This is a genomic window from Paenibacillus sp. FSL R5-0912 (assembly GCF_000758605.1).
In the GTDB taxonomy this organism is placed as follows: domain Bacteria; phylum Bacillota; class Bacilli; order Paenibacillales; family Paenibacillaceae; genus Paenibacillus_AQ.
Genome location: NZ_CP009282.1, coordinates 5,388,303 through 5,410,893 on the forward strand (window position 1 = coordinate 5,388,303; position 22,591 = coordinate 5,410,893).

General features: G+C 53.5%; 13 protein-coding genes. 4 read left to right on the forward strand and 9 right to left on the reverse strand.

The window, feature by feature from the left end; translation table 11 throughout:
• From R50912_RS22950 to R50912_RS22960, 3 genes are all read right to left on the reverse strand, one after another.
• Complete coding sequence (locus R50912_RS22950; RefSeq protein WP_042238145.1) at positions 1-1,137, reverse strand: glycoside hydrolase family 88 protein; 1,137 nt, start codon at positions 1,135-1,137, stop codon at positions 1-3.
• Between the two features lie 413 nt (positions 1,138-1,550).
• Positions 1,551-3,365 (reverse strand): heparinase II/III family protein, encoded by a 1,815-nt coding sequence (locus R50912_RS22955; RefSeq protein ID WP_042238147.1) that lies wholly within the window; start codon positions 3,363-3,365, stop codon positions 1,551-1,553.
• An 86-nt stretch (positions 3,366-3,451) separates the two neighbouring features.
• Complete coding sequence (locus tag R50912_RS22960) at positions 3,452-4,594, reverse strand: DUF2264 domain-containing protein (protein WP_042238149.1); 1,143 nt, start codon at positions 4,592-4,594, stop codon at positions 3,452-3,454.
• Positions 4,595-4,715: 121 nt separating this feature from the next.
• On the opposite strand from R50912_RS22960, the gene R50912_RS22965 reads away from it, so the two are divergent.
• Positions 4,716-5,546, forward strand: a complete 831-nt coding sequence (locus R50912_RS22965) for a helix-turn-helix domain-containing protein (protein WP_052416642.1) — start codon at positions 4,716-4,718, stop codon at positions 5,544-5,546.
• Between the two features lie 92 nt (positions 5,547-5,638).
• On the opposite strand, the gene R50912_RS22970 is transcribed toward R50912_RS22965, so the two are convergent.
• Both R50912_RS22970 and R50912_RS22975 read right to left on the reverse strand, forming a co-directional pair.
• Positions 5,639-7,153 carry a response regulator transcription factor gene (locus tag R50912_RS22970; protein WP_042238151.1) on the reverse strand — a complete coding sequence of 505 codons (1,515 nt, stop codon included), beginning with the start codon at positions 7,151-7,153 and terminating at the stop codon, positions 5,639-5,641.
• A gap of 16 nt (positions 7,154-7,169) precedes the next feature.
• Positions 7,170-8,954: a cache domain-containing sensor histidine kinase gene (locus tag R50912_RS22975; protein ID WP_042238153.1), complete on the reverse strand. Its 1,785-nt coding sequence runs from the start codon at positions 8,952-8,954 to the stop codon at positions 7,170-7,172.
• Between the two features lie 194 nt (positions 8,955-9,148).
• Here R50912_RS22975 and R50912_RS22980 point away from each other — a divergent pair, with 194 nt between their 5' ends.
• From R50912_RS22980 to R50912_RS22990, 3 genes are all read left to right on the forward strand, one after another.
• Complete coding sequence (locus R50912_RS22980; RefSeq protein ID WP_042238155.1) at positions 9,149-10,492, forward strand: ABC transporter substrate-binding protein; 1,344 nt, start codon at positions 9,149-9,151, stop codon at positions 10,490-10,492.
• Between the two features lie 85 nt (positions 10,493-10,577).
• Entirely contained in the window at positions 10,578-11,450 is an 873-nt protein-coding gene (locus R50912_RS22985; protein ID WP_042238156.1) for a carbohydrate ABC transporter permease, read from the forward strand.
• The gene (locus tag R50912_RS22990) at positions 11,450-12,280 is read left to right on the forward strand and encodes a carbohydrate ABC transporter permease (protein WP_042238158.1); all 831 of its coding nucleotides are present in this window, start codon (positions 11,450-11,452) and stop codon (positions 12,278-12,280) included. Before R50912_RS22985 ends, R50912_RS22990 begins: the two co-directional genes overlap by 1 nt.
• Positions 12,281-12,661: 381 nt before the next feature.
• On the opposite strand, the gene tnpB is transcribed toward R50912_RS22990, so the two are convergent.
• The 4 genes from tnpB to R50912_RS23010 form a co-directional block, all read right to left on the reverse strand.
• The gene (gene tnpB / locus R50912_RS22995; RefSeq protein WP_042238160.1) at positions 12,662-13,783 is read right to left on the reverse strand and encodes an IS200/IS605 family element RNA-guided endonuclease TnpB; all 1,122 of its coding nucleotides are present in this window, start codon (positions 13,781-13,783) and stop codon (positions 12,662-12,664) included.
• A gap of 207 nt (positions 13,784-13,990) precedes the next feature.
• Positions 13,991-20,665, reverse strand: coding sequence for an S-layer homology domain-containing protein (locus R50912_RS35225; RefSeq protein WP_156123269.1), 6,675 nt, complete (start codon positions 20,663-20,665; stop codon positions 13,991-13,993).
• 150 nt (positions 20,666-20,815) lie between these two features.
• Positions 20,816-21,655 carry a carbohydrate ABC transporter permease gene (locus R50912_RS23005; RefSeq protein WP_081956611.1) on the reverse strand — a complete coding sequence of 280 codons (840 nt, stop codon included), beginning with the start codon at positions 21,653-21,655 and terminating at the stop codon, positions 20,816-20,818.
• Positions 21,656-21,670: 15 nt separating this feature from the next.
• Positions 21,671-22,561 (reverse strand): carbohydrate ABC transporter permease, encoded by an 891-nt coding sequence (locus tag R50912_RS23010; RefSeq protein ID WP_231637695.1) that lies wholly within the window; start codon positions 22,559-22,561, stop codon positions 21,671-21,673.
• Positions 22,562-22,591: the final 30 nt, after the last annotated feature.

Below are 22,591 nucleotides of genomic sequence, written 5' to 3' on the forward strand. Positions count from 1 at the left end.
CTACTCCCAGTAGAACGGGCCGGCTTCTTTGATCCGTGCCAGCGCTTCGACATAGAAGAAATCACCGTAGATCAGCGGAACATCGATATTCCGGTTCTCCGGGTAGTTGCTTGTACCATGAAGCAGCAGCCCCTCTTCCTCCGAATTATCCCAGGTCCCATAATTCCGGTAGAGGGATTCCGTAATTCTTAGCGCGCCGTTCCGGTACACATGCGCCTCCGATTCATCCACCTGGCTTGCCAGCAGCAGCAAGCCGCTCGCCGCGCAGGAACCGGCGGAGCTGTCACGAATCTCTCCGATCTCACCAGGAGCCCGGAAATCCCAATGCGGAACCTGATCCTCGGGGAGATGCGTCAGGAAGAAATGGGCAACCTGCTTGGATGCATCAAGGTAGCTCTGCTTGCCGGTATGATGATAGGCCAGCGACAACCCGTAAAGTGCCCAAGCCGCGCCGCGCGACCAGGCCGACTCCGGTGCGTAACCCTGACCGCCGCGCTTCTCTACCACTTCGCCTGTTTCCGGGTTGAAATTGACAATGTGATAGACAGAGCCGTCCGGCCGGATGAAATGTTCCAGCACCGTGTCCATATGGGCCTCGGCGATATGCCGGTAGCGCGGGTCTCCGGTTACTTCAGAAGCCCAGAAGAGCAGGCTGGTATTCATGCTGCAGTCGATAATAGCGACCCCGCTGTTGTCCTCTCCTTCTCTCCATGGATTCCACGCGCGGATATAGCGGCCTTTGAGGTTGAAGCGGGCAGCCAGATAGTTGGCAGCCTTAAGCGCCCGGACCCGTGATTCCTCGGTGCCCGTGAGCTTGTAGTTGGCTACACTGGTCAATAGCCACATGAACCCTAAGTCATGATCCAGCTTCCCATATCCATCCAGTACCTCGTCCAGCCGCTCCTCGCAGCGTTCGGCAATCTCCTTCAGGCTCTCGTCTCCGCTCCCGGCGTAGAGCTGCCAGAGCATGCCCGGCCAGAAGCCGGCGGTCCACCAGCTCGGTGTCTCCAGTACATACTTGCCGCCTTGGCTGGCATGGGGGAATTCCGCGCCGATTCTCAAGCTGTTTGCTCGCGTTTTCTCCAGTGCCTTGCTCCAAGCCTCATCTACCCATGCCTGCTGTATTGTTCCACTCATCTGAATCCCGCCTTTGTTTGAATTGAATTGCATATCTATATAAGCTAAACGAAACACATCTGCCAAAGAATTAGCTTTCACCAGGGCAAATCAGGGGGCTTTCGGCGCTTTCCGATGGGGGCGCAGGAGCTCCGGCGGCGTGCGCCGCAGCTTTCCGGCGGCGTGCGCTGCTGCTTCCCGGCGGCGTACGCGGCAGCTTTCCGGCGCTGCTGTTGCCGCAAAAATCACCCGGTTCCCCGCCCCATTGTACAATCCTGCATAAAATACAACATTTTGACCTAGTCCGTCTGAACACCAGCGATGGACCGGCCGCTTTGTTGGAATCGTCTACTATGCGGGTTATATGCCCCACCAGAGAAGCGGTAACTGCGGCGGATGCGGGTACCTGGAATTCGGGCCGCCTGATTCAATCTTCACAGAAATTGAAAAGTGAATGCTAATGTGCCCTCCGCCCCGGGCTGTAGAACATGGAAGTCCAGACTATGCCACAGCGTCTCCTGGCCATAGTGATCCCGGTACACATGCGCGGTAATCTCCGGCCGGACTGCCTCCGGTTCATAAGTGACCTCAACACCGTGACCCGCCGCAGTGCCCGGCAGCAGTACGCTGCCCGGGTGAAGAAGCTTGGGTCTACGCGAGGTTACAAACCGCTCTGTCCAACCCGCCGGAGCTCCCTCATACCGGTAGGTGTCTGTCAATTCCAGACGGGGCAGGTCCTCTTTATGCCAGACCAGCGAACGCACTAAGGACTGCAAGCCTGACACCGGATAAGCCTGTGCCATCTCCAGTGTCAGCTCATCCTTCTCCGCCGCCGCAGATGCATGCAGCACTGCGGTGCTGAACTCCCGGCCTGCACCCTGGTACTGGCCGCCTACGATTGGCACCGAATGTCCCTGTGATCCATTGCAGTCATAGCTGTAGCGTCCGGCACCGAAATAATCAGCGGTATATTCTCCACTGCCCAGGTCAGAAGCGAAGATCTCTCCCCGGCCGCTTAGAATGAAGTGGCCCAGATCATTGTGATTGTGCGGCTCATCATTGTGGCCGGCTTTGGCTGCGAACCCAAAGGAGCCTGCTGCCGGCACATGACGCGAGACAATCCATGCGGCATCCGGAAGATAATAACTGGCAGCCTCCCAGGCTTCGTTCTCCCGTCCCGCTCTGGTCCAGATCAGATTCCGCAGAGCCGGTGCGAAGCGGCTGCAATGATCTTCAGTGAACGGAGCGCGGAGCCCAGACGGGGGACGCAGGACATTCGTGCAGGCCTCAGCCAGATAATGGGACAAGCCCATATGCACACGTACCTGAGGCACCGAATCCGAGAAATTGGCGACATGACTTTCGTCAATGAAGCATTTTTGCTGGAAACGGGCAATCTGCGATACCTTCTCCTGCTTGAACCAGTCCAGCCTGCCTCCGGTTCTTGCCCGGAGCAGATCGCTATAATAAGTGAAATAGCCAAAACCATAATTCCAATAGCCCAGCCCTTCCAGACAAGCGCCGTCGTCCCCGAAGCCTTCCAGATAATAACTCATGCTGCTCTCTGTCTTCAGCAGAATATCCGTCAGCATGGCCGGTTCCTTCACCAGCAGCAGCGCAGCTGCCCCGATGGAGCCCGCACAGACTGCCGCCCAGTTATGGCGTGATGTCTCCCAGAAATATGGCCCCTGCTCAAGAAAAGGCCGGAAGATTCTGCGCTCTACCTCATGCCGTATCCGGGACTGGAGCAGCAGCGAAAGCCGGTCCCCCAGCAGCAATAATACTTCACTTAAAGTGAATCCCGTCTCGGAGGAGAACAGGTCAATATGCCGGCTGATCTCAGCAGCGTCAGGGTCTGCGGGAAGATGGGCCGGAAGACACCAGGTGTACTCATCGCAAATGACCCAGAGGATATCCTCCAGCTTCTCCAGAGCCCCCGTATTATCCGGCTCCAGCAGGCTTAGGAATGCATAGGTATTCAGTCTTCTTCTCCGTTCGAAATAGACCCGTTCATATTCCAGTCTCGAGCCTGTACGCGCAAAAATAGAAAATAACGTATACGTCAGCGCGGATATAGGCTGACCGTCCAGCCTTTGCGCTTCTGCGCGAATCTCGCTAATGTCTGCCTGTAATCCTCCGGATGATATCGCCCTGGTCCAAAAAGCAGACGAATCGCCCTGCGGATAATATAAGCTCCAATCCGCCGGCTTCATGTCCTGCACAATTCCGGCAAGCTCCTGTCTGTTCATGCCCGTTATCTCCTCCTTATGGGTGCACCTTCTGATCAGAGCCGCACCTCATTCTCGCTAAAGCACCTAAAGCGGGTGAATATCCATTATTCCAGCGCATGATCCCGCATGACATTCTCACCGTCTGCTATTCTCAGCGCAGTCCATTTCAGCGCTTCACCCGACCAGAAGGGATCTGCCGGAAGCAGCCCCAGCGGAAGGAATACAGCAGCGCATAAATAGAGGCTGCCTGTATTGATGTAGCTCTCCGCAAGCTCCGGCTGATAGCCGTAGATCCCCGGCCGCAGCCAGCCGTTCTCATTCAGTGTACCCGGAGCATTCATGATCCGCTCTATCACGGCGGTCAAAGCACTGCGCACCTGTGCCGGAGGCAGTGCCTCCTCCAGGAAATGCTGCAGCGCCGCCTGCGACAGCAGCTGAAAGGCGCCGAAGCGATACACGATCGAGCGCCCGAGGAACGGATAGGTGCCGTCCGGGGCAATGCTGCGTTCAAGCACGGAGGCATATCTCTGCGCCCGTTCCATAATCACCGGCTGAAGTGCAGCATATTGCGCCGATTCCTGTTCAAAGACAGCCACGACATCAACCAGCATCGGCTGAATCACGAAGCTGTTGTAATAATCCCAGTGAAAATCCTTGCCGTCCCCGTAAACCCCATCACCCTTGTACCAGTCCATGAACATATGAACCGCATAACCGACACGCATCCGGTCATAGTCGGCATCACCCAATATATACAAAGCCGCTTCCACCATTGCACTGAACAGCAGCCAGTTGCTGCCGCTTGGAGCAGTCCGGCGCGTCTGCTTCAGCGCCAGTATCAGATTGCCTTTGACACGCTCATCCAGCCGGCCTGTAATCGCTTTCGGTGCGCGCACCAATGCATGGGCCAGGAAGGCCGCATCGACCAGCGGCTGGCCTTCGGTCCTGAACTCCATATAGTCAGGCGACTGCGGATCTACAGCCGCATCGAGGGCTTCCAGCATCAGCGCGGTATAACGGGCTCTAAGCTGTTCTTCTTCTCCCTCCAGGCCCTCAAGCTCCAGCCATGGGGCCATCCCGCAGGCCAGTCTCGCAAAGGCTTCCAGATGGGCAAACTGGCTCCGGTCACTGTGAAACTCCGTAGGCAGCTGTTCTTTCAGCTGCCGCTTGGCCAAAGCCTCCAGCACAGGCCCTCCGATCAGCAGCATCGTGTCCAGCCAGTATTTTCGCTGTTCCTTACCCTTCATTCACAATTCCACCCTTTCAGGTATTCTTCTTCTCTAGTGTAGTGTGGTATTATTGCAATGTCTTTGCGAATAATGATGTTTTATTGCGTTTGTTGCGATTAATCTGAAAGGGGCAATGACTATGAAGCATGCCCGGTATCATCAAACATTCAACGGCGATATTCTGGCCGGAATCGGCAATTCCCCGATCTCCCCGACCAGGGACTTCCATATCCATGACCACTATGAAATCTTCCTGTTTCTCGGCGGCAGTGTGAACGGATTCGTCGACCAATACAGCTATCCGTTGCAGCGGGGCAATGTTCTCTTGTTCAACAATCACGAGATTCATAAGATCATCAATCTATCCCCAGAGCCTTATGAACGGCTCACGATTCATTTCAAAGCTCCGCTGATCTATCCCTTCTGCACGGCAACGACCAATCTGCTCGCCTGTTTCCAGAACCGTCAGCCCGGAGAGAATAATCTGGCACAGATGGAGGAACCGCTGCTAACCGAATATATGACACTAGCTTCACTTCTTATTGCGGCACTGGAGAGTGAGCAATACGGCAGCGAGGTGCTGGCTCTGACTTACCTGATTCAGATTCTGGTAATCGTTAATGAGCTATACAGCCGGACCCGCTCTGCCGTACCCAGCATTATTTCCTCACATATTCAATCGGCCATGAGCTACATCGACAACCACCTGCATCTGAATCTGTCCCTGGAGCATATAGCCGGAGAACTGAACGTCAATAAATATTATCTGAGCCACTTGTTCAAGCAGCAGACCGGAGGAACCATCTACCGTTACGTCCTGCTCAAAAAGATAGCGTTATCCAAGCAGCTGCTGGCTGCCGGAAACTCCGTATCTGATACCTGCTACCTGTCCGGCTTCAATGACTACGCCAACTTTATCCGCACCTTCAAGAACATCACGGGCACCCCGCCCGGCAAATACAGCCAATAGCAAAGGTACCGTTCTTTTAGAGAATCAGTACCTTTGGGGTTTGGAACATATTCTTATCAAAATCACCGACCCATCAGGACAGCCACGCCCTCCTAGCTCCCGCCCGTCTGTCCTTCCTTGTACTCTGTGGGACTTGCGCCCGTGTATTCCTTGAATACTTTGGAGAAATAGTGCTGGTCTCCGAACGACAGCACCTCCGACAGCTCCTTCACCTTCATCTCCGGCCTCACTGTAAGGAGCCGGCAGGCTTCGGCAATCTTCAGCTGCATATAGTAATGCACGAAGGTCCTATTCGAATATTTTTTAATGACCCTGCTGATATAAGATGGACTCACATGAAATTTGAGCGCCACCTCGGCAATGGAAATCTGGGAGTAGATATGCTCCTGCAGGTATTGATCCAGCTGCCGGAACAGCTCCTCGCCACTTTTCTTCCTCTGCTGGTTCAGCCAGTCAAAGCATTGCTCCGTCCAGTCCAGCACCGCTTCCGTGAAAGCATCATAGTCCTCACTCTCCAGCATCTGCCAGACATCCTCCTCCAGCTTCAGCCCGTCCTCTGAATCCTGATCGGAGCTTATGCTGCCAAAGGCTTCTGCCAGCGACCAGATGAACCTTTCCAGCTCGGCAATCCGGATATTGGCCGTTCTAAAATGCATCAGCTGCTGTTCCAGCAGCAGCATACAGCGCTCCTTCTGCCGCTGTGCAATCATGTCTGTGAATTGCGCCGTCAAGCGCACAAAGTCACCGCCGGGCAGTATTCCCTTTGGCAATGTGTACGCCGTGTCCATAAGGCGGCTGGACACAGACAGCTGCTCATTCATCAACTGATCCAGCCTCTCATAGACCTTGCCCAGCGCCCGGTTCACTGCAGGCTGTGGCTCCACCGCTATGGACACCTCTATGCCCTGAAGCTGCAGCAGCGTATAGATTCTCTTCATCCATTCATGAACAGGCGGGTGTGCTTCCAGCACCTGGTTGCTTAAAACAACGAGATACTGAGCGGGCTTCAGGGCAGGAAATACCAGGCATTCATAGGGTGCACAGGCCTCGTTCAGAGAAGACCGAATGACCTGCGGATTCCAGCGGTCCGGTCCCGGCCAGGGTGTGAACGGCTGTCTGCGGAGGATCAGCATAATTTTGTCCCCGGCAGCGAAGCAGGTCTCAGGCGCTAGCGCCATGAGGAACCTCGGCTCGGCGATTCCTTCCAGAAGCTCCTTGATACTGCCCTGCTGCTCCTGCAGATGGGCAATCAGCCGCTGCATAACCTCGGCCAGCTGATGGCGCTCGACAGGCTTCAGCAGGTAATCGAATACCTGCAGGTTCAGGGCTTTGCGCGTATATTCGAAATCACTGTACCCGCTGATAAGTACTGCCTTCAAATTCGGATTCACCAGTTTGCACTGTTCGATCAGCGCAAGCCCGTCCAGCTTGGGCATACGGATATCGGTCAGCAGGATATCGACAGAATGAGCCTTGATATATTCCAATGCCTCCAGCCCGTTCGACGCCGTGGCGGTGATGACGATGGGCAGCTCCATTGACTGCATCAGAGCCCTGATATTCCGCAGGATCGGCTTGCTGTCTTCTGCAATAATAGCGGTATACATTGCGGTCCCTCCCGGTTTAGTAGAAGTCTTTACTCATGGATGCAATAATCTGAACCGTGGCTCCCCGGCCCTCCTCTGAATGGTTGTAGATGTTGAAGAACAGCCGGTTCTTGTACATCAGCTTCAACCGGTTCACTGTATTCACAATGCCCATATTGCCGATCCCCGAAGTATTATGCTGAAGCTCGTACACCCCTGAATCCGAGCCGTCGATTTTATCCAGAATTTCCTTGATTCTGCCTGGCTCGAAGCCCTCTCCGTTATCCCGGATTTCGATGGCCCACAGGCCGTTGTACACCTTCACCCTTACCTTGATATTCCATGGCGGATCCGTGTTCCTGAAAGCATGTTCAATGCAATTCTCCACGAACGGCTGTATGACAAGACGGGGTAGCTCGATCCGGTCAAACACCTCATCCTCATCGATCTCCCATTCAAGGTCGTCCTCGAAATTGTGCTGAATCAGAGACAAATAATGCTGGGTATGCTTCAGCTCCTCCGTTAACGTGACATGCTGATAGGGGGAGGACACAATATAGCGTAGGCTGTCCGACAGATGCTTGCACATATCGGTTACCACCACATTTTTCCCCTCCTGTGCGGCGATACTGATAAGATACAGAACATTGTGGATGAAATGAGGGGCAATCTGCGCTTGAAGGGCTGAATTCCGCGACTTCACCTCTTCGTGCAGCGCAAGTTTCTCCCGTTCGATGGATTCCTGCAGCCGTTCAAGCAGCTCCTGAAAAGCCCCGTTCAATTGAATCAGCTCATTGTTGTGGGTGCGCGTATCCGCCTTCACATTCATATTGCTGTAATTAATCCGCAGAATCTGGCTGCGCAGCTTACGGATGGGAAGCAGCAGGTTCTTCGTAGAGAAGTAGATGAAGATGAAAGAGAACAGAATCAGCGCTGTAATCAGCAGGATAGAGATGTATTTCACCGAATTGACAGAGCCCAGCACCACATGCTTCGAGGTCACAACATAGGTGGTCCAGCCCGTCTCGGCAGATCTATGATAGGCGACATAGCTCTGGCTGCTGCTTAGATAGATTCCGCTCGCCGCTGAAGCCGGGGCAAATTCCGGAGCCTCTTCCCCTTCCTGAAGCACCGGAGAGCTTGAGATCAGCTGATCGTCCGGATCAACAATGTATACCTTGCCGCCTGCAATGCCGGCCGCCGATCTTGTCAGATATTCCTGATCCAGCTGAATCGCCAGATAGCCGAACACCTGACCGTTCTGGTTCCTGATTGCCCGCACAAAGGAGATAACATCCGCCCCCTGACGGTACACGGCGTAACCGCTTGCATTCCAAGTCGCCAGCCTCCCGCTCTCCTCCAGGAATGGGACAAGTGAGGTCTGGTTGCCGGCATATCCGATATAGGAGGCTACCTCTGCCCCCTTCAGGTCATAGATAATCATATCTTCAATGTTCAGACTCGGGCCAAGTGCCTGGAACATGATATCCTTGAGCCTGCGGCTGCGGGTCAGTCCCTCAAGGGTAAGCTGCGAGTAATCACCGGCGGACAGCAGCGTGAAGACGTCTTTGTTCGACAGAATCCGCTGGGACAGCTGGTTCTGGTTATTGATATAGAGATTGAGCTGATCGCTGACTTTGGCGGCGGCCATCTTCATTTCATTCTCGGTCTTGTCCTTCAGCGGCTTGATGACCATGATGTTGACATAGACCAGGAAGCAGCCCAGCACAATCAGCAGGAGCAGCATGAAGGTTAAGAAAAACTTCGTTTGCAGACTGGCCTGAACCCTGCCTCTGCCGAATTTGTTGAGAAGGTTAGCCAAGTTGAATCCTCCCTGAACCGTTTGATGTCCCTACTTTACAACCAAACCGGCAATTGGACAAGCGGCCCACGAGTTCAGAATATTACACAGAAAGAGTCACGTACAAACATGTACCTTGCACAGGCATCAATCTATAATCAGAAATGTAAACGGATTCAAAGGCACCAGAAAAAAATCACTACGGGGGCGATCACATGAATGGCAAAATGAAAAAAATCGCAACAGGCGTGTTGGCGGGTGTAATGACCCTATCCCTGGCGGCATGCGGCTCTGACAATTCAGGCTCCGGCAATGCTGCGGCTACCAACAGCGGTGGAAATGGGAACAGCGGCAGTGGCAGCGGTGGCGGCAAAAAGGTAACCATTGAGCTGGCCATCTCCAAAAGCTCGCAGGATTCGGCGTTTGTGGCCCAGGATGTACTGGATGAGTTCGAACAGAAAACCAATATCAAAATCAATCTCCAGCTGCTTCCGGCAGAACAGACCGCCACCGTGCTGCAGACCAAGCTGGCGGTTGACGAGGTTCCCGACCTTATTCAGTACAATCTGGCCAGTGCCACCACGGATCTCAATCTGGAGCGTAACTTCGAGATTCTGGACAATGAGCCTTGGGTGAGCCGGCTGCTGAATAAGGACGTTCTCTCCGCCTATGGTCATGTATACAGCTTCCACTATAGCCAGGATACAGGCATGCAGGGAGTGGTCTACAACAAGGATATCTTCAAGGAGCTTGGGCTGAGTATTCCGAATACCTACGAGGAATTCCTGGCCGTATGCGAGAAGATCAAGGCCAGCGGGATTACACCGGTCTTCATGCCGTTCAAGGATAACTGGGCGGCGAATATTTGGCCGGCTGCCGCTTTTGCCGACTGGGCGGCCAAGAACGAACCTTCCCTGTTCGAGGACATCAATGCCGGCCGCAAGAAGTGGTCCGATGTTCCGGAATTCGCTACCTTCCTGGAGCAGCAATACGAGGTCTACAAGAAAGGCTACACCAACGCTGACATCCTCAGCGACAGCTACGATATGGCCGTGGGCAAATTCCTGAACAAGGAAACCGCGATGATGTTCATGGGAGACTGGCTGATTGTGAACGTGGCCGAAAAAGATCCGAATGTGCATCTGGGCCTGTTCGCCATCCCTTCTTCTGAAGATGCAAGTCTGGGCGCAAGCCCGCTGGGCGGCCAGTTGTTCATTCCGAAGAAAGCCAAGCATATGGATGAAGCGAAGAAATTCCTGGAGTTCCTCGCCACCAAAGAAGTCGCACAGAAAATGGTTGACAGCCAAGGCTCCGTCTCCAACTTCAGCGATGTCACTACGCCGAAGCTTCCGGAATACAAGCAGGAGATTGTCGATCAATATATCACACCGAAGAAGACTACACTGACTACCGATGCTTACATGATCGTAGACCGCAGCGAGCTGTACCGTCTGCTTCAGGATGAGTTCGCCGGCGGTCTGGACGCTGCGGGCGTACTCAAGGCCTGGGATGAGAAATTCAGCCAGCTGATGAAGGACAAAGGCGTCGAAGGCTTTTAATGTACAGCAAATAACCATTACAACAGGCAGAATAAAGTCCGGCCAGGGCTTTATTCTGTCCTGGGCTATATAGGAGTGTGAAGAGATGAAAATATCAAAGAAACTATACTCGTATTACCTCATCTGGCCTGCGCTGCTGATCTATTCCATTTTTTTCGTGCTCCCGGCGCTAACGGGTCTCTTCTATTCCTTCACGGATTGGCGCCTGGACCGGGAAGCGATCAAGTTCATCGGCTGGGACAACTTTGAACGTATCTTCACCGACAGAACCCTGCTGCTCGCCATCAAGAATACGGCAATCTTCGCTGTAGTCACCGTCATCGGCAAAAACCTGCTCGGGATCGCGCTGGCAGTCGGCTTAAATATGAAGCTGAAATCCAAAAATCTGCTGCGGGCTATTTTCTACTCTCCGTCGATCTTAAGCGTTCTGGTCATCAGCATTGTCTTTACGCCCATGCTGCGCTCCGACGGAACGATTAACCGTATCTTCGAGGCTGTGGGTCTGCCTTCACTGAGCCAGGCCTGGCTGACCAATCCGGCGATTGTTATCTGGACCGTCGCCGCAGTCTCCATCTGGCAGCATACCGGCTTCCAGATGGCGATTTATCTGGCGGGGCTCCAGTCGATCTCCAAAGAATATTATGAAGCCGCTACGATTGACGGTGCCGGATCATGGCGGAGCTTCCGCAGCATCACCATTCCGCTCCTGCTCCCTGCGATCAACATCAATCTGATGCTCACCCTGATCGGCGGCCTCAAAGTGTTCTCCGAGGTATTCGTGCTCACCGGCGGGGGCCCGGGCAATGCATCCCAGGTCGTAGGCACCATCATCCTGCGCTCGTTCGGGGAAGGCAGCTGGGGGCTGGGTACAGCAGTCAACACCCTGCTATTCGCTGCAGTAACCATCATCGCCATTCCACTGCTGATCTTCATGCGGCGCAAGGAGGTATCGGAATAATGAGCTTTTCACGTAAAATGGCCTGGCGCAACTATCTGGTCGAAGGGTTCCTGATCCTGGCCTCCCTGCTGATTATCCTGCCGCTGCTGATCATGATTTTTGGCAGCTTCATGACCAGCACGGAGGTGCTGAAGTTCTCCCTTCGTCTCCCGGACAAATGGGTATTCTCCAACTATTCCACGGTCTTCCGTGAGGGCGGTCTGGGGCGCGCGTTCCTGAACGGGCTGCTGATTACCGGCGTGTCTTCGATTCTGAATATTTTCACCTCGTCGGCGGCCTCCTTCATTCTGGTCCGCAGGGAGACCAAATGGTCCAATTTCCTGTACATGTTCTTCTTCATGGGCCTGATTGCCCCGATGTCCACCATCACCACAATCCGTGTGGTCCAGTGGATGGGCTTCTATGGCAGCATCACCAGCGTAATCCTGATCTATGCTTCGCTCAACACCGCGTTCAGCGTGTTTCTCTACAGCGGATTTATCCGCTCCATTCCCAAAGCGCTGGATGAGGTGGCTTTCCTGGAGGGTGCGAATACGTTCGATGTGTTCTTCCGAATCGTCACCCCGTTGATCGTTCCGGTCAACGCGACCGTAGCAATTATGGTCTTCATGTCCGTCTGGAACGATATTACCATTCCGCTCTACTTCCTGACCGACAGCTCGGACTGGACCATGCCTCTGTCAGTATACAATTTCTACGGCAAGTATAGCCGGGATTGGAATCTGATCTTTGCGGATCTGGTGCTGACCTCGCTGCCCGTACTCATCCTGTACGTATTCTGCCAGAAGTATATTGTAAGCGGCCTTACCGCAGGTGCGGTCAAGGGGTAACCCGTGGCAGAATACCTAGCGGTTCCGGCAACCCATTGTGCAGCAAGAGCTGCCCCTTAGCCATGAGATGGCTTGGGGCAGCTCTTGTTTTTTTTGATGCAGGATTTAGGTTAGAGGCACTCAGCCAATGGACTCCGCACAATTCCTGATGTAGCAACATATTTAAACAACAAAAGACAGATATAATCCAACAAACGACTATCATCATTATCTAAGGCAACGACTTTGAATTCTCCCCCACTTAGCTAACGCTTGAAGTGGCGGATTCTTGCGAACAGAAGAGTACCCTCTTCTTATGGAGCAAGCGATCCCTGCGTTCCCGCAGTTTTACATTTTTGACGCTAGTGAAATCTTGAATTCTATCGTTTGGTTAGGTGGGGGTTAAACCGCTACTTGTTCAATATTGTGAGCGGCGTTTTCGTCACGGTCATGGATCGTCCCGCAGGCCGTACACGTCCATTCCCGAATGGACAGGTTCTTCACCTCGGGGTGGATTGTGCCACACACATGGCAACGCTGACTGGTCGGCTCAAACGTGTCGGCGATCCGAAGATTTCGTCCATACCATTTCGCTTTATACGTCAGCTGTCGCACCCACTCGCCCCAAGACGCATCAGCAATGGATTTTGAAAACTTGGGGTTCTGAATCATATTCGCCACACGCAGATGTTCGATACTAATCGTTTGGTTTTCACGAATCAGTCTCGTGGTCAGCTTGTGGAGGAAGTCATTTCGTTTATTGGCAATGCGTTCGTGAATACGAGCGATATGCTGCCTTGCTTTCTTCCAGTTGGAGCCGCCCGGAGTACGCCGAGCCATCCGCCGCTGCCAAAGCGCCAGCTTGTTCTCGTATTGACGGTAAAAGCGAGGATTGGCGATATGTTCGCCGTTTGAGCATACTGCATATTCTTTCAAGCCTAAGTCGATGCCAATAGGTGTATCCACTTGGGGCAGAGGGTTCTTTTGAACTTCGCAAACGAGCGAGACGAAAAATTTCCCGCTGGCGTTTTTACGAACGGTAGCGGACAATATCCGGCCTTCCAGCTTCCGGGAGTTTGCAAAACGTATCCAGCCGAGTTTGGGGAGCTTCAAGCGACTGCCCTCCATGGCGATATTCCCGTTGGTGAATTTGGTCGTGTAACTTTGAATCGGATGCTTTCGGCTCTTGAAGCGTGGCGCTTGATTTTGCTTCTTGAAAAAACGATCAAAGCTATCCGCCACATGACGGGCAGCCGACTGCAAAGCGATGCTATCGACTTCTTTCAGCCAGTCGTATTGTGCTTTTAAACCGGGGAGTTGTGTCGCACAAGCGTGATAAGACAAGTCTTTTCCCGTTTCCGCATAGCTTTGATTCCAAGCTCCCAAGAAGTAATTGAACACAAAACGGCAGCAGCCAAACATTCGACGAATGAGTTGCTGTTGCTCTGTATTGGGGTAGATCCGATATTTATAGGCTTGATGAACCAGGGGTTTCGAAGAAACCTCCTGCGCAGACACGAGCATGTGCAACACCTCCTTTTAGTGATCTCATCCATATTATAGCACATATGTTCGTCTTGAAATCGAAAACTACTGATTCATCCCCACCCTATCGAGGGTGGAGTATTCTCAGCTTTTTTAGATAAACGTAGAGCAGCGGATCTCCATTAACTGGAGATCCGCTGCTCTGTTTGAACGATATGGTGTGGGGCATGAACCGCCTCGCTGGTGTTACAGCTGCCCCATTAAATTAGCGATGACTTGGGCACTCTCGGCGCGGGTCATGCTCCCCTGCGGCGCGAATTGCTGATTGCCGCGGCCCTTGATCAGCCCCGCCTGTAGGGCGATGCCGGCTGCGTTCTTCGCCCAGCTATGAATCTGGGAGTAATCACTGAACGCGCCTGCAGCTGTATCACTTGCCTGGCTTACCCGGCTTCCCTGTAAGTACTCATAAGCGCGGACGATCATGACCGCCATTTCCTCCCGGGTAATGCGCTCATTCGGAGCGAAGGCATCCTTGCTGTGTCCGAGCACGATCCCCGCTTCATTTACAGCCGCAACAGCTCCGGCATACCAGGACTTGGAATCCACATCAGCAAATGACGGTGTACTTCCCGCCTTAAGGCCAAGTGCCCGTGTAATTATAGCGGCGAATTGCGCCCTGGTTACTTCACTTTGCGGATTGAATTCTGTAGCCGAAATGCCTTCGAGAATATGCTTCGCAGCCATAGACTTAATGACACCGCTGGCCCAGCTGGTGCTGCTGACATCCGAGAATGTCTTGTCATACTCCAGCACTGCATACTGGCTGAAATGATTGATTTCGGCGGTGAATTTACCATCTGTCAATGTTCCGCCCATGTATTCAAGGGCACCGCTGGCAGCAATATAGTAGACACCGAGCAAGCTGCGGTTCGCATTAGGATCTACAGTGAATGTAAGGGTCAGCGGCTTGTCAAAAGCGGTTACCGGCATGGCCGTGCCGTCCGCAGCAAGTACCTCCAGGCTGAAGCTGATTACATCACTTGCCGCCGATAGCTGAACGGAACCGTTGACAGCCGGATTCTTCATCAGCTGCTCCGCAGCAGCCTTCGCAGTCTTCACGGCTGAAAGCTTAATTCTCGCCCCCTCCGGTTGTCCTCCGGCACCCGCAGCCTTCTGCTGAATGCTCTTCAGCACTTCCGGTGTCAGGTCGACCGCAACCGTACTCCAGGCGAGACGCAGGGTATTCTCTCCTGTAATTCCCGATAATCCTGCCGGAAGCAGCACGGATTCTGTAGCATCCGTGAGCTGAACCGTTATTGTCCCGCCAGCCGGGGCCGCGAAATCACCAGGGGCAAGAACCTTCTCGGTCTGCGGCTGCGGAGCCGGTGATGGCGTAGCCGCTGGTGTTGGTGCTACCGTAGACACTGGCGCATCTGTAGGGGCCGGTGTTGCCGTTGGTGCTGTTGTCGGCTCCGGTTCCGGCGTCGGCGTAGGTGTTGGTGTCACCGGCGGCTGTTCTGCTTCGCCTACAGTCACCGTCCGGGTCACCTCAGCAGCGGCGTTGCCCGCTGTATCCGTCACATTATAATGGTACAAATAGGTGCCTGCAGCCGATGTATCCAGCGTCAATACTGACTCCCCATCCTTCGTAATCGTCTCCACGATGCGCTCCGTAATGTCGCCGTCACGGTCATCTGCCGCAGTAGCTCCGGCATCGGTATAGCTTGCGCCATTCTCCAGTTGAACGGATGCTTCCCCAAGCAGGGTTATCACCGGCTTCGTTACATCCGGATCAATGGCAACCACTACGGTTCTTGTTACTTCCTCCGCTGCATTCCCTGCGGTATCGCTGACGTTATAATGGAAGGTATAAATATCCTCTACCGCCGTATCCAGCTCTGTCAGGCCGTATACTTCACTGGTCACTGTTGTAACGATACGGCCCGTTATATCGCCGTCCTGATCATCAACAGCCGTGGCTCCGGCATCCGTATATTCCGAACCAACCGGCAGATTAACGGTCGCCTCGCCACTCAGGGTAATTACCGGCAGAACCGTATCCGGTACCGGCAGCGTAATTGCTCCGCTGGCCGAGCTATCCGCCTTCGCCTCTCCCTTGCTCAGCGTAACAGAGAAGGTGAAGCTGCCATCCGTATCCTTCGTTGCTTCCTGGAATGGCGACAAAATGATGTCACCCATGGCAACTCCGGTAGCACTGAAGCCGGGCAGTGTGTTTATGGTTTGCTGCAGCCAGGTCTGGACAGCCTCCTCACTATTCGCTGTCTCCTTCTTCACATTGTAGGCCGCACCTTCAATGATGCTCTTCGCCTCATGGACAGCCTGCTCATTGGCAACGCTGACCTTATCTCTGGCTACAGCTACATAGCTGATTACTGCAGCCTGACTGAACGTATTGTACACTGCATAGGTCACGGTACCGCTCACCGGCAGCGTGAAGTCATGATTGACCGCTGTACCCGCAGAACCTGCAACCAGGCCGGTACGAACCTTCTCAGATACGGCTTTCCCCTCAGCATCAGAATAGCTAAGAGTAACATCCATCGTCCGGCTGCTGTTGTTCCACCAGTCCAGATGATAGGACGAAATCGTATATTTGCCTGCATTCAGAGGCAGCTTGTAGACCAGAGGCGTATTCTTCGTATTCAAGCTGTATACTCCAGTCTGTGCTTTGTCTGTAGCAACTACTGCTCCGCCAAGTCCCTTTGGACTGTAGTTAGCCGTACTGTTGGTATGTCCCCAGACCGCATCCCCTGTCGACAATTGATCCGCCTTGTCATTCAGCAGGCTGTCGCCGAAGAAATTCTTGATGGTTGTATATGGCGGTGTTACCCCGTCAGCGGAGACACCAGGGTCCAGGAAATATACGAGGCCAGCAGGTACCACTTCCACATACGCTGTTGTCTTCAAATTTCCGAAAGTACCGGTTACAGCTACCCGCTCATATGGAGTGTCGAAGCTGACTGCGTCTACATTCCATTTCACAGCCACCTGCACCTTGGAGCCGTCAGCACGCGTTGCTTCCAGCATGGCCGGCAGGTTAGGCTTCTTCCCGGCATAAGTGGCCGTATCCTGAGGAGCGGCAAGCTCCCTCACATCGCCTACAACCAGTCCGATATAGGCCGAGGTCAAGCGCGCTTCAAGGTGCGTTGCTCCTTCCTGATCCAATCTGTACAGCACAGGATTATTCAGTGCTGCCTCAGCTGCACCTAGCGCATCTGCGAACAACTTCCAGTCACTCTCCGGAAATTCATCCTGCCGGGTAATTTCCTGCGCGTCCTTCACCGCCTGCTGAAGCGCAGCAGTATTCACGTTTCCTGCAGCTCCGCCGGAGATAGTTCCCACGGAATCCACTGCCAGTGTCCCGCTCAGCACCTTGATCTGGACCGTGTGCTCTCCGTATTCCAGCCCGCGCAGCATGAAGGTCTGATACAGCTCCTTCGATGCCGCAGCAGCGCCAGAGAGCACTACAGTCCGGCCGTCCACACTCGCCTCCAGCTTGGCGGAGCCGTCATTAGGCCCGAGAATATCCAATCCGGTGCCGGTAAAAGTATACTTTAGCACCGCACCAGCAGCCTGACTGGTCGAAAGGGAACGCTGGTACACATACATCCCTTTGCCATTCTCATGGGCCCATGCCCCCTCGTACACCAGCTTGGATTGCGGAACCGCAGCCAGATCGTGCATCTCCAGATTATCCAGCAGCTCTGAATAATAAGGAGTATAGCCGTCTACCTTCTCCACCTTTAGATTATCGAAGCGGACATGATAGAAGCCGCTCGCGAGCTGCACGCGTCCGGACAGCTTCGGATTCGGGTCGGTATAAGTTGTAAGTTCAACATGATCCAGATAGGCAGTGATTCTATCACCTGCAACCTGAAGAGCAATGTTATGCCATGCGTCGTGTGCGGTATCGTAACCCTCAAGCTTCACACCGCCGGTGCCAGTGGCGGCATTGCCGCTGGCGACAACAGTACCGCTGGACAGCAGCTGCCAGCCGCCATCGAACCAGAACTTCAGCGCATATGGCGTTCCGCTTAGCGTCTGTGACCCGCCCTGATAGCGGGCTCCGACTGCTGCGTAATTGTTGCCGCTATAAGTACTGTTCTGCTCAAAAGACACATCGGCACTGACCTTATAGTTGGTCCAGCGGTTATCACCGATCGCTGTGACCGGGTCTCCGCCGTTCCAGGCACCGCCAACTCCTGTTGTAATCTGATCCAGCTGCTGGCGCAGGACATAATTATCCGTATCGCCGATACGATACCCCTCGAAGGCTCCGTTAAGGTCCTGGGTATAACGCGGAATGACGCTCTGCTCACCGCCGCGGGAGCTGACATAGCTCTGCTCGCCGGCAATCCCTCCGTCTTTGCCGATGACGGGAACGGTTTTGCTGCCGTAATTGAAGTCATCCGCATACAGAATTCCGTCTTCCATATTCTGTACGGAACCTGTTGCATCGGTATCCAGCACCGTACGTTCTCCCTCAACCGGAAGCGGTGCCGGCGACTCTGCTGTAGCGTGATTATCCAATGTGCTTACAGTTACAATCGAGAACGGCTTCACTCTCACCGTGTATACACCGCTGCCGTCTGCAGCCGCATCGCCTAGATATTTCATATAATTGCTGTTAAAAGCCTGACCCTCATCAGCCGCACGGGTCTCCCATACTTCCAGGGAAGGGTTTCCTGTATAGCCCATGTTCACCGCCTGAAGCTTGTAGATCTTCTCATACTCGCTGTCATTGATGATGACTGTCGAGAATTCCTGCTTGCCCGGAGCAGCAAGTGTCATGTAGCTCGGAGTTCCGTTCCGTCCGCTGACCGGGTTCGTGCCGGATGCACCGGTGTAGCTGGCCTTGGGAACCGCTCTCCAGACTCCTGCTGTATTATCCCCATTCTCCCAGCCCGTCTTGGCAAACCCGTTGAAATGCTGGAGAATAACCAGCCCTGCGTCATAGTGTATGAAGCCCGACCACGGGTCCCGCGCGCTGACCAGCTCCTTGAAGGAATACTGTCCGCCTTCATAGAAAGAGCCGATCGCCGGCTGGTAGATGAAGTGTGTCCGGCGGGAATTCACGAAGCCCTTAATGATGGTATTGCCCATCTCCAGCGGACCGCCGGTGCCGCCGATGCCCGTTCCGGCCGTTGACGGGTCCTTCATATTGTTGTTCGGGCGGAAGGCCGAGTTGCTGAAGGTCGCCTGCGCCTCACTGTTCCAGATTTCCTTGTCGAATTCTTCGGCCAGCCGTTTGAAGTTGCCTTTGCTGTCATCATCAGTGTTGTAATGATAGCCTGCGGCCGTTACCGCCTCCCGCAGCGAAAGATCGCTCACCATAGCATCGCCGAAGGTGCCGATTCCGACCTCGTCGGAAATAATCAGCTTGATGTCGTGATACAGCGCCTCCTCCTCAGTGCTCTCGAAGCCTTCAGTATCCGCTTTAACCTTGGCGCTGTATTGCTTGATCCAGTTCAAATCGGATGCATGCTCATTGACATCAGGATTGACATAATCCACCATATAACCGTATTCACGGTAAGCGGACAGAATCGTATTTTTGTACCAGGTATATATTTTGTCGTTGTTATTCGCCCAGGCCGGAGCGTTCCAGCGCAGGAAGCTTACCTTAACCGCAGGATTGATGGCCTTGGCATCAGCCGCAAGCTGGAAACCGGGATGCCGGGTAACATTGGCCTCTTCATTCTCCGTACGCATCGTCGAAGGGTCGGGACCTGTCGAGTTGTTGCGGTCATTCCCCATCTCAATCTTGACATGGTCGATCAGCGGACGGTCGCCGCCGAACAGAACCTGCAGCAGCTGCGCATAAGCCTCTGGCTGCTCAGACTTATAGTCCATCAGCAGGGCGCTGGTACTGTTGCCGCTCAGCACGCCGAAGCCTTTGAACGTCAGGCCGTTAACATTGTCTTCCTTAATATCGTTGCCGTCGAGCAGAACTTTGACCGTAGAGGCTGCGGTCTGCCGGGCATCCTCAAGCTCTTGCTTGATCGCACCTTCGGCAACAGCGAACCAGCTCAGGATCGGCTTCTCCCCGGATACTGAAGCATAGGTCAAGGTCATAGGACTGCTGACATCAACATCTCCAGGAATGGTGAATTCACCGGAAATAAACTTGGTCGTATAGGTGTCCAATTGCGTGAACGTGATCGTCTTGCTGTCCCCGGCGGTATTCTTATACTCCAGGCGTGGCTCTATCCCGCGGTTGCGCGTGCCGGAGTACCATTCATAGAAACCGCTGCTGAGTGTATACGTGCCCGCATTAAGCGCTTTCAATTTATAAACGATATTAGCGCCGGACGGATCTGCCCGCAGGCCAACCTTCCATACCGATGGCTCAGTGGCAGGGTCGGCCAGCTCTCCGGCCTTGGAGTTCTTCACCATATTGCCCGTATCATCGAAGCCCCAGTCTGTCGTTCCGCTGACGTATTTCTGATCCGGTAACCCGTTAAGCAGGCTGCTGCCGGACAAGGTTTTGACCGCCTCGTACAGGGGCGAGTCTCCAGGAGGATTCCCCAAGGAATCGCCGCCTCTGCCGCTGTCCACGAAGTAGACGAGCGGACTATCGGCCGGCGGAATTACTTCCACATTCGCCACCACCGGCCCGCCGTTCGCGGTTCCGTTCACGGTTACGGTGTCATACGGCACATCAAAGGTATCTTCGCCAATGCTCCAGTTCACAAGTGCACTCTGGCCGCCAACATCGACGCTTGCAGGCAGAGTCGTACCTGCCGTTGTCTTTGCCCCCATATGGGCCGCTGCATAGACCGTATTTACAGTGGCCGCAGATACGGCCGGCATACCTAGTGCCGGAAACATTCCGGCTACAAGTGCCCCTGACATCAACACAGAGAATAGCCTTTTCTTGACACGGGTTGTGCTGTTCATTCATTCATCCTCCTCTTATTCAACAAATAATCGTATACATTGCGTTGTTAGAAGAATATTTACTTGGACAGACCTTTGCCTTACCTCCATAGTGGTTATAAAAAACCCGGCAGCCACGAAAAGATGCAACTGCCAGGCGCGTTACTTGTTCTAGCCTTTAATCCCCGATGCTGCAACACCTTGCACGAAGTACTTCTGCAGGGCCAGGAATACAATCACTACCGGAATAATGGAAACCACACTTGCTGCCATGATCAGACCGTACTCCGCAGAATACTGCGAGATGAACATCCGCAGACCGATCTGAATGGTCTTGAGCTTCGTATCTGTCAGATAAATCATCGGCCCCAGGAAGTCATTCCAGGTGGCGACGAAGGTGAAGATTGTGAGTGTAGACAATGCCGGCTTGGACAGCGGCAGCATGATTCTTGCCCAGATGCCGTATTCACTGAGTCCGTCGATCCGGGCTGCTTCACATAATTCATCAGGTACTCCCTGATAGAACTGGCGCATCATGAACACACCGAATGCCGAGAACGCCTGCAGCAGAATGATAGCCAGGTGGGTATTGTTCAGTCCCATGTAACGCATCAGGATAAACTGCGGCACCATGTAAGCCTGCCAAGGGATCGCAATCGTTGCGATATACCCCAGGAAGATAAAGTTCTTGCCCCGGAAATGCAGCTTCGAGAACGCATAGGCCGCAAAGCTTGAAGTCAGCAATTGCAGAATCGTTACGATAATCGATAATTTCGCAGTGTTAAAAATAAACCGTCCGAGCGGAATCCGCGTCCAGATATCCGTGAAATTCTCCCAGCGGGGGTTCGCCGGAATCCACTGCATCGGGAAGGAGAAGACATCCTTGTTCAGCTTGAGCGATGAGGACAGCATCCATATATACGGAACCAGCATCGCCAGCACGGTCGCAAACAACAACATATACACATGAACCATGAGGCTGATTCTGAGTCCTTTACTTTTTCCAACCATATCTTTTGAATCCTCCTATTGTCCGTATTTCTTCTCGCCGCGGAACTGGACGATGGTGATGCCAAGTACCAGCAGAAAGAGTACAATCGCCATGGCACTGGCATATCCGTAATCAAGTGAACGGAATGCCGTATTGTAGATTTGATAGACCATAACCCTCGTAGAGTCGTTGAGCTGGTTATCGGCGCCGGCAAATAGGTTGATAAAGATATCGTAGACCTTGAACGAGTTAATGACCAGAATCATCAGAACAAAGAAGGTTGTAGGTGCCAGCTGTGGCACGGTGACATTGCGGAATCTTCTCCACGGGCCTGCGCCGTCCAGCTCAGCAGCCTCGTAGAGCTCAGGGTTAATTCCCTGGAGTCCTGCCAGATAGATGACCATATAATAACCCATATTTTTCCACACTGTGAAAAGAACTACGGTAAACATGGCCCACTGCTTATCCGCCGCCCAGCGGGGAAGATCCTCCAGCGGGATACCGGTAAGGGTATGCAGAATGTTGTTGATCGGACCCATGGTAGGGCTGAAGATGAAGTTCCATACCGCCGCAACGGCTACCAGGGAGGCTACATAAGGGAAGAAGAACACGGTTCTCATGAAATTACGGCCCATAATCTTCTGGTTCAGCAGAATGGCCAGCGCCAGCGCCACAATCATGGTCAGCGGTACGACTCCGATGGTGTAGACAATGGTGTTCCACAAGGCTTTGTGGAAGGTTGAATCTTTGAGCAGCCGGGTGAAATTGTCCAGCCCGATGAACTTCATCGGATTGGCCCCGTCCCATTTCACAAACGCAAGGACAAAGGCAAATATCATGGGTACCAGTGTAAACAGGGCAAATCCGATAAAGTTCGGCGCAATGAAGCTGTAGGCAATCAGGTTATCTTTAACCCCTCTTGACATACGTCTTTTTGGGCTCTTATTTGTATGCAA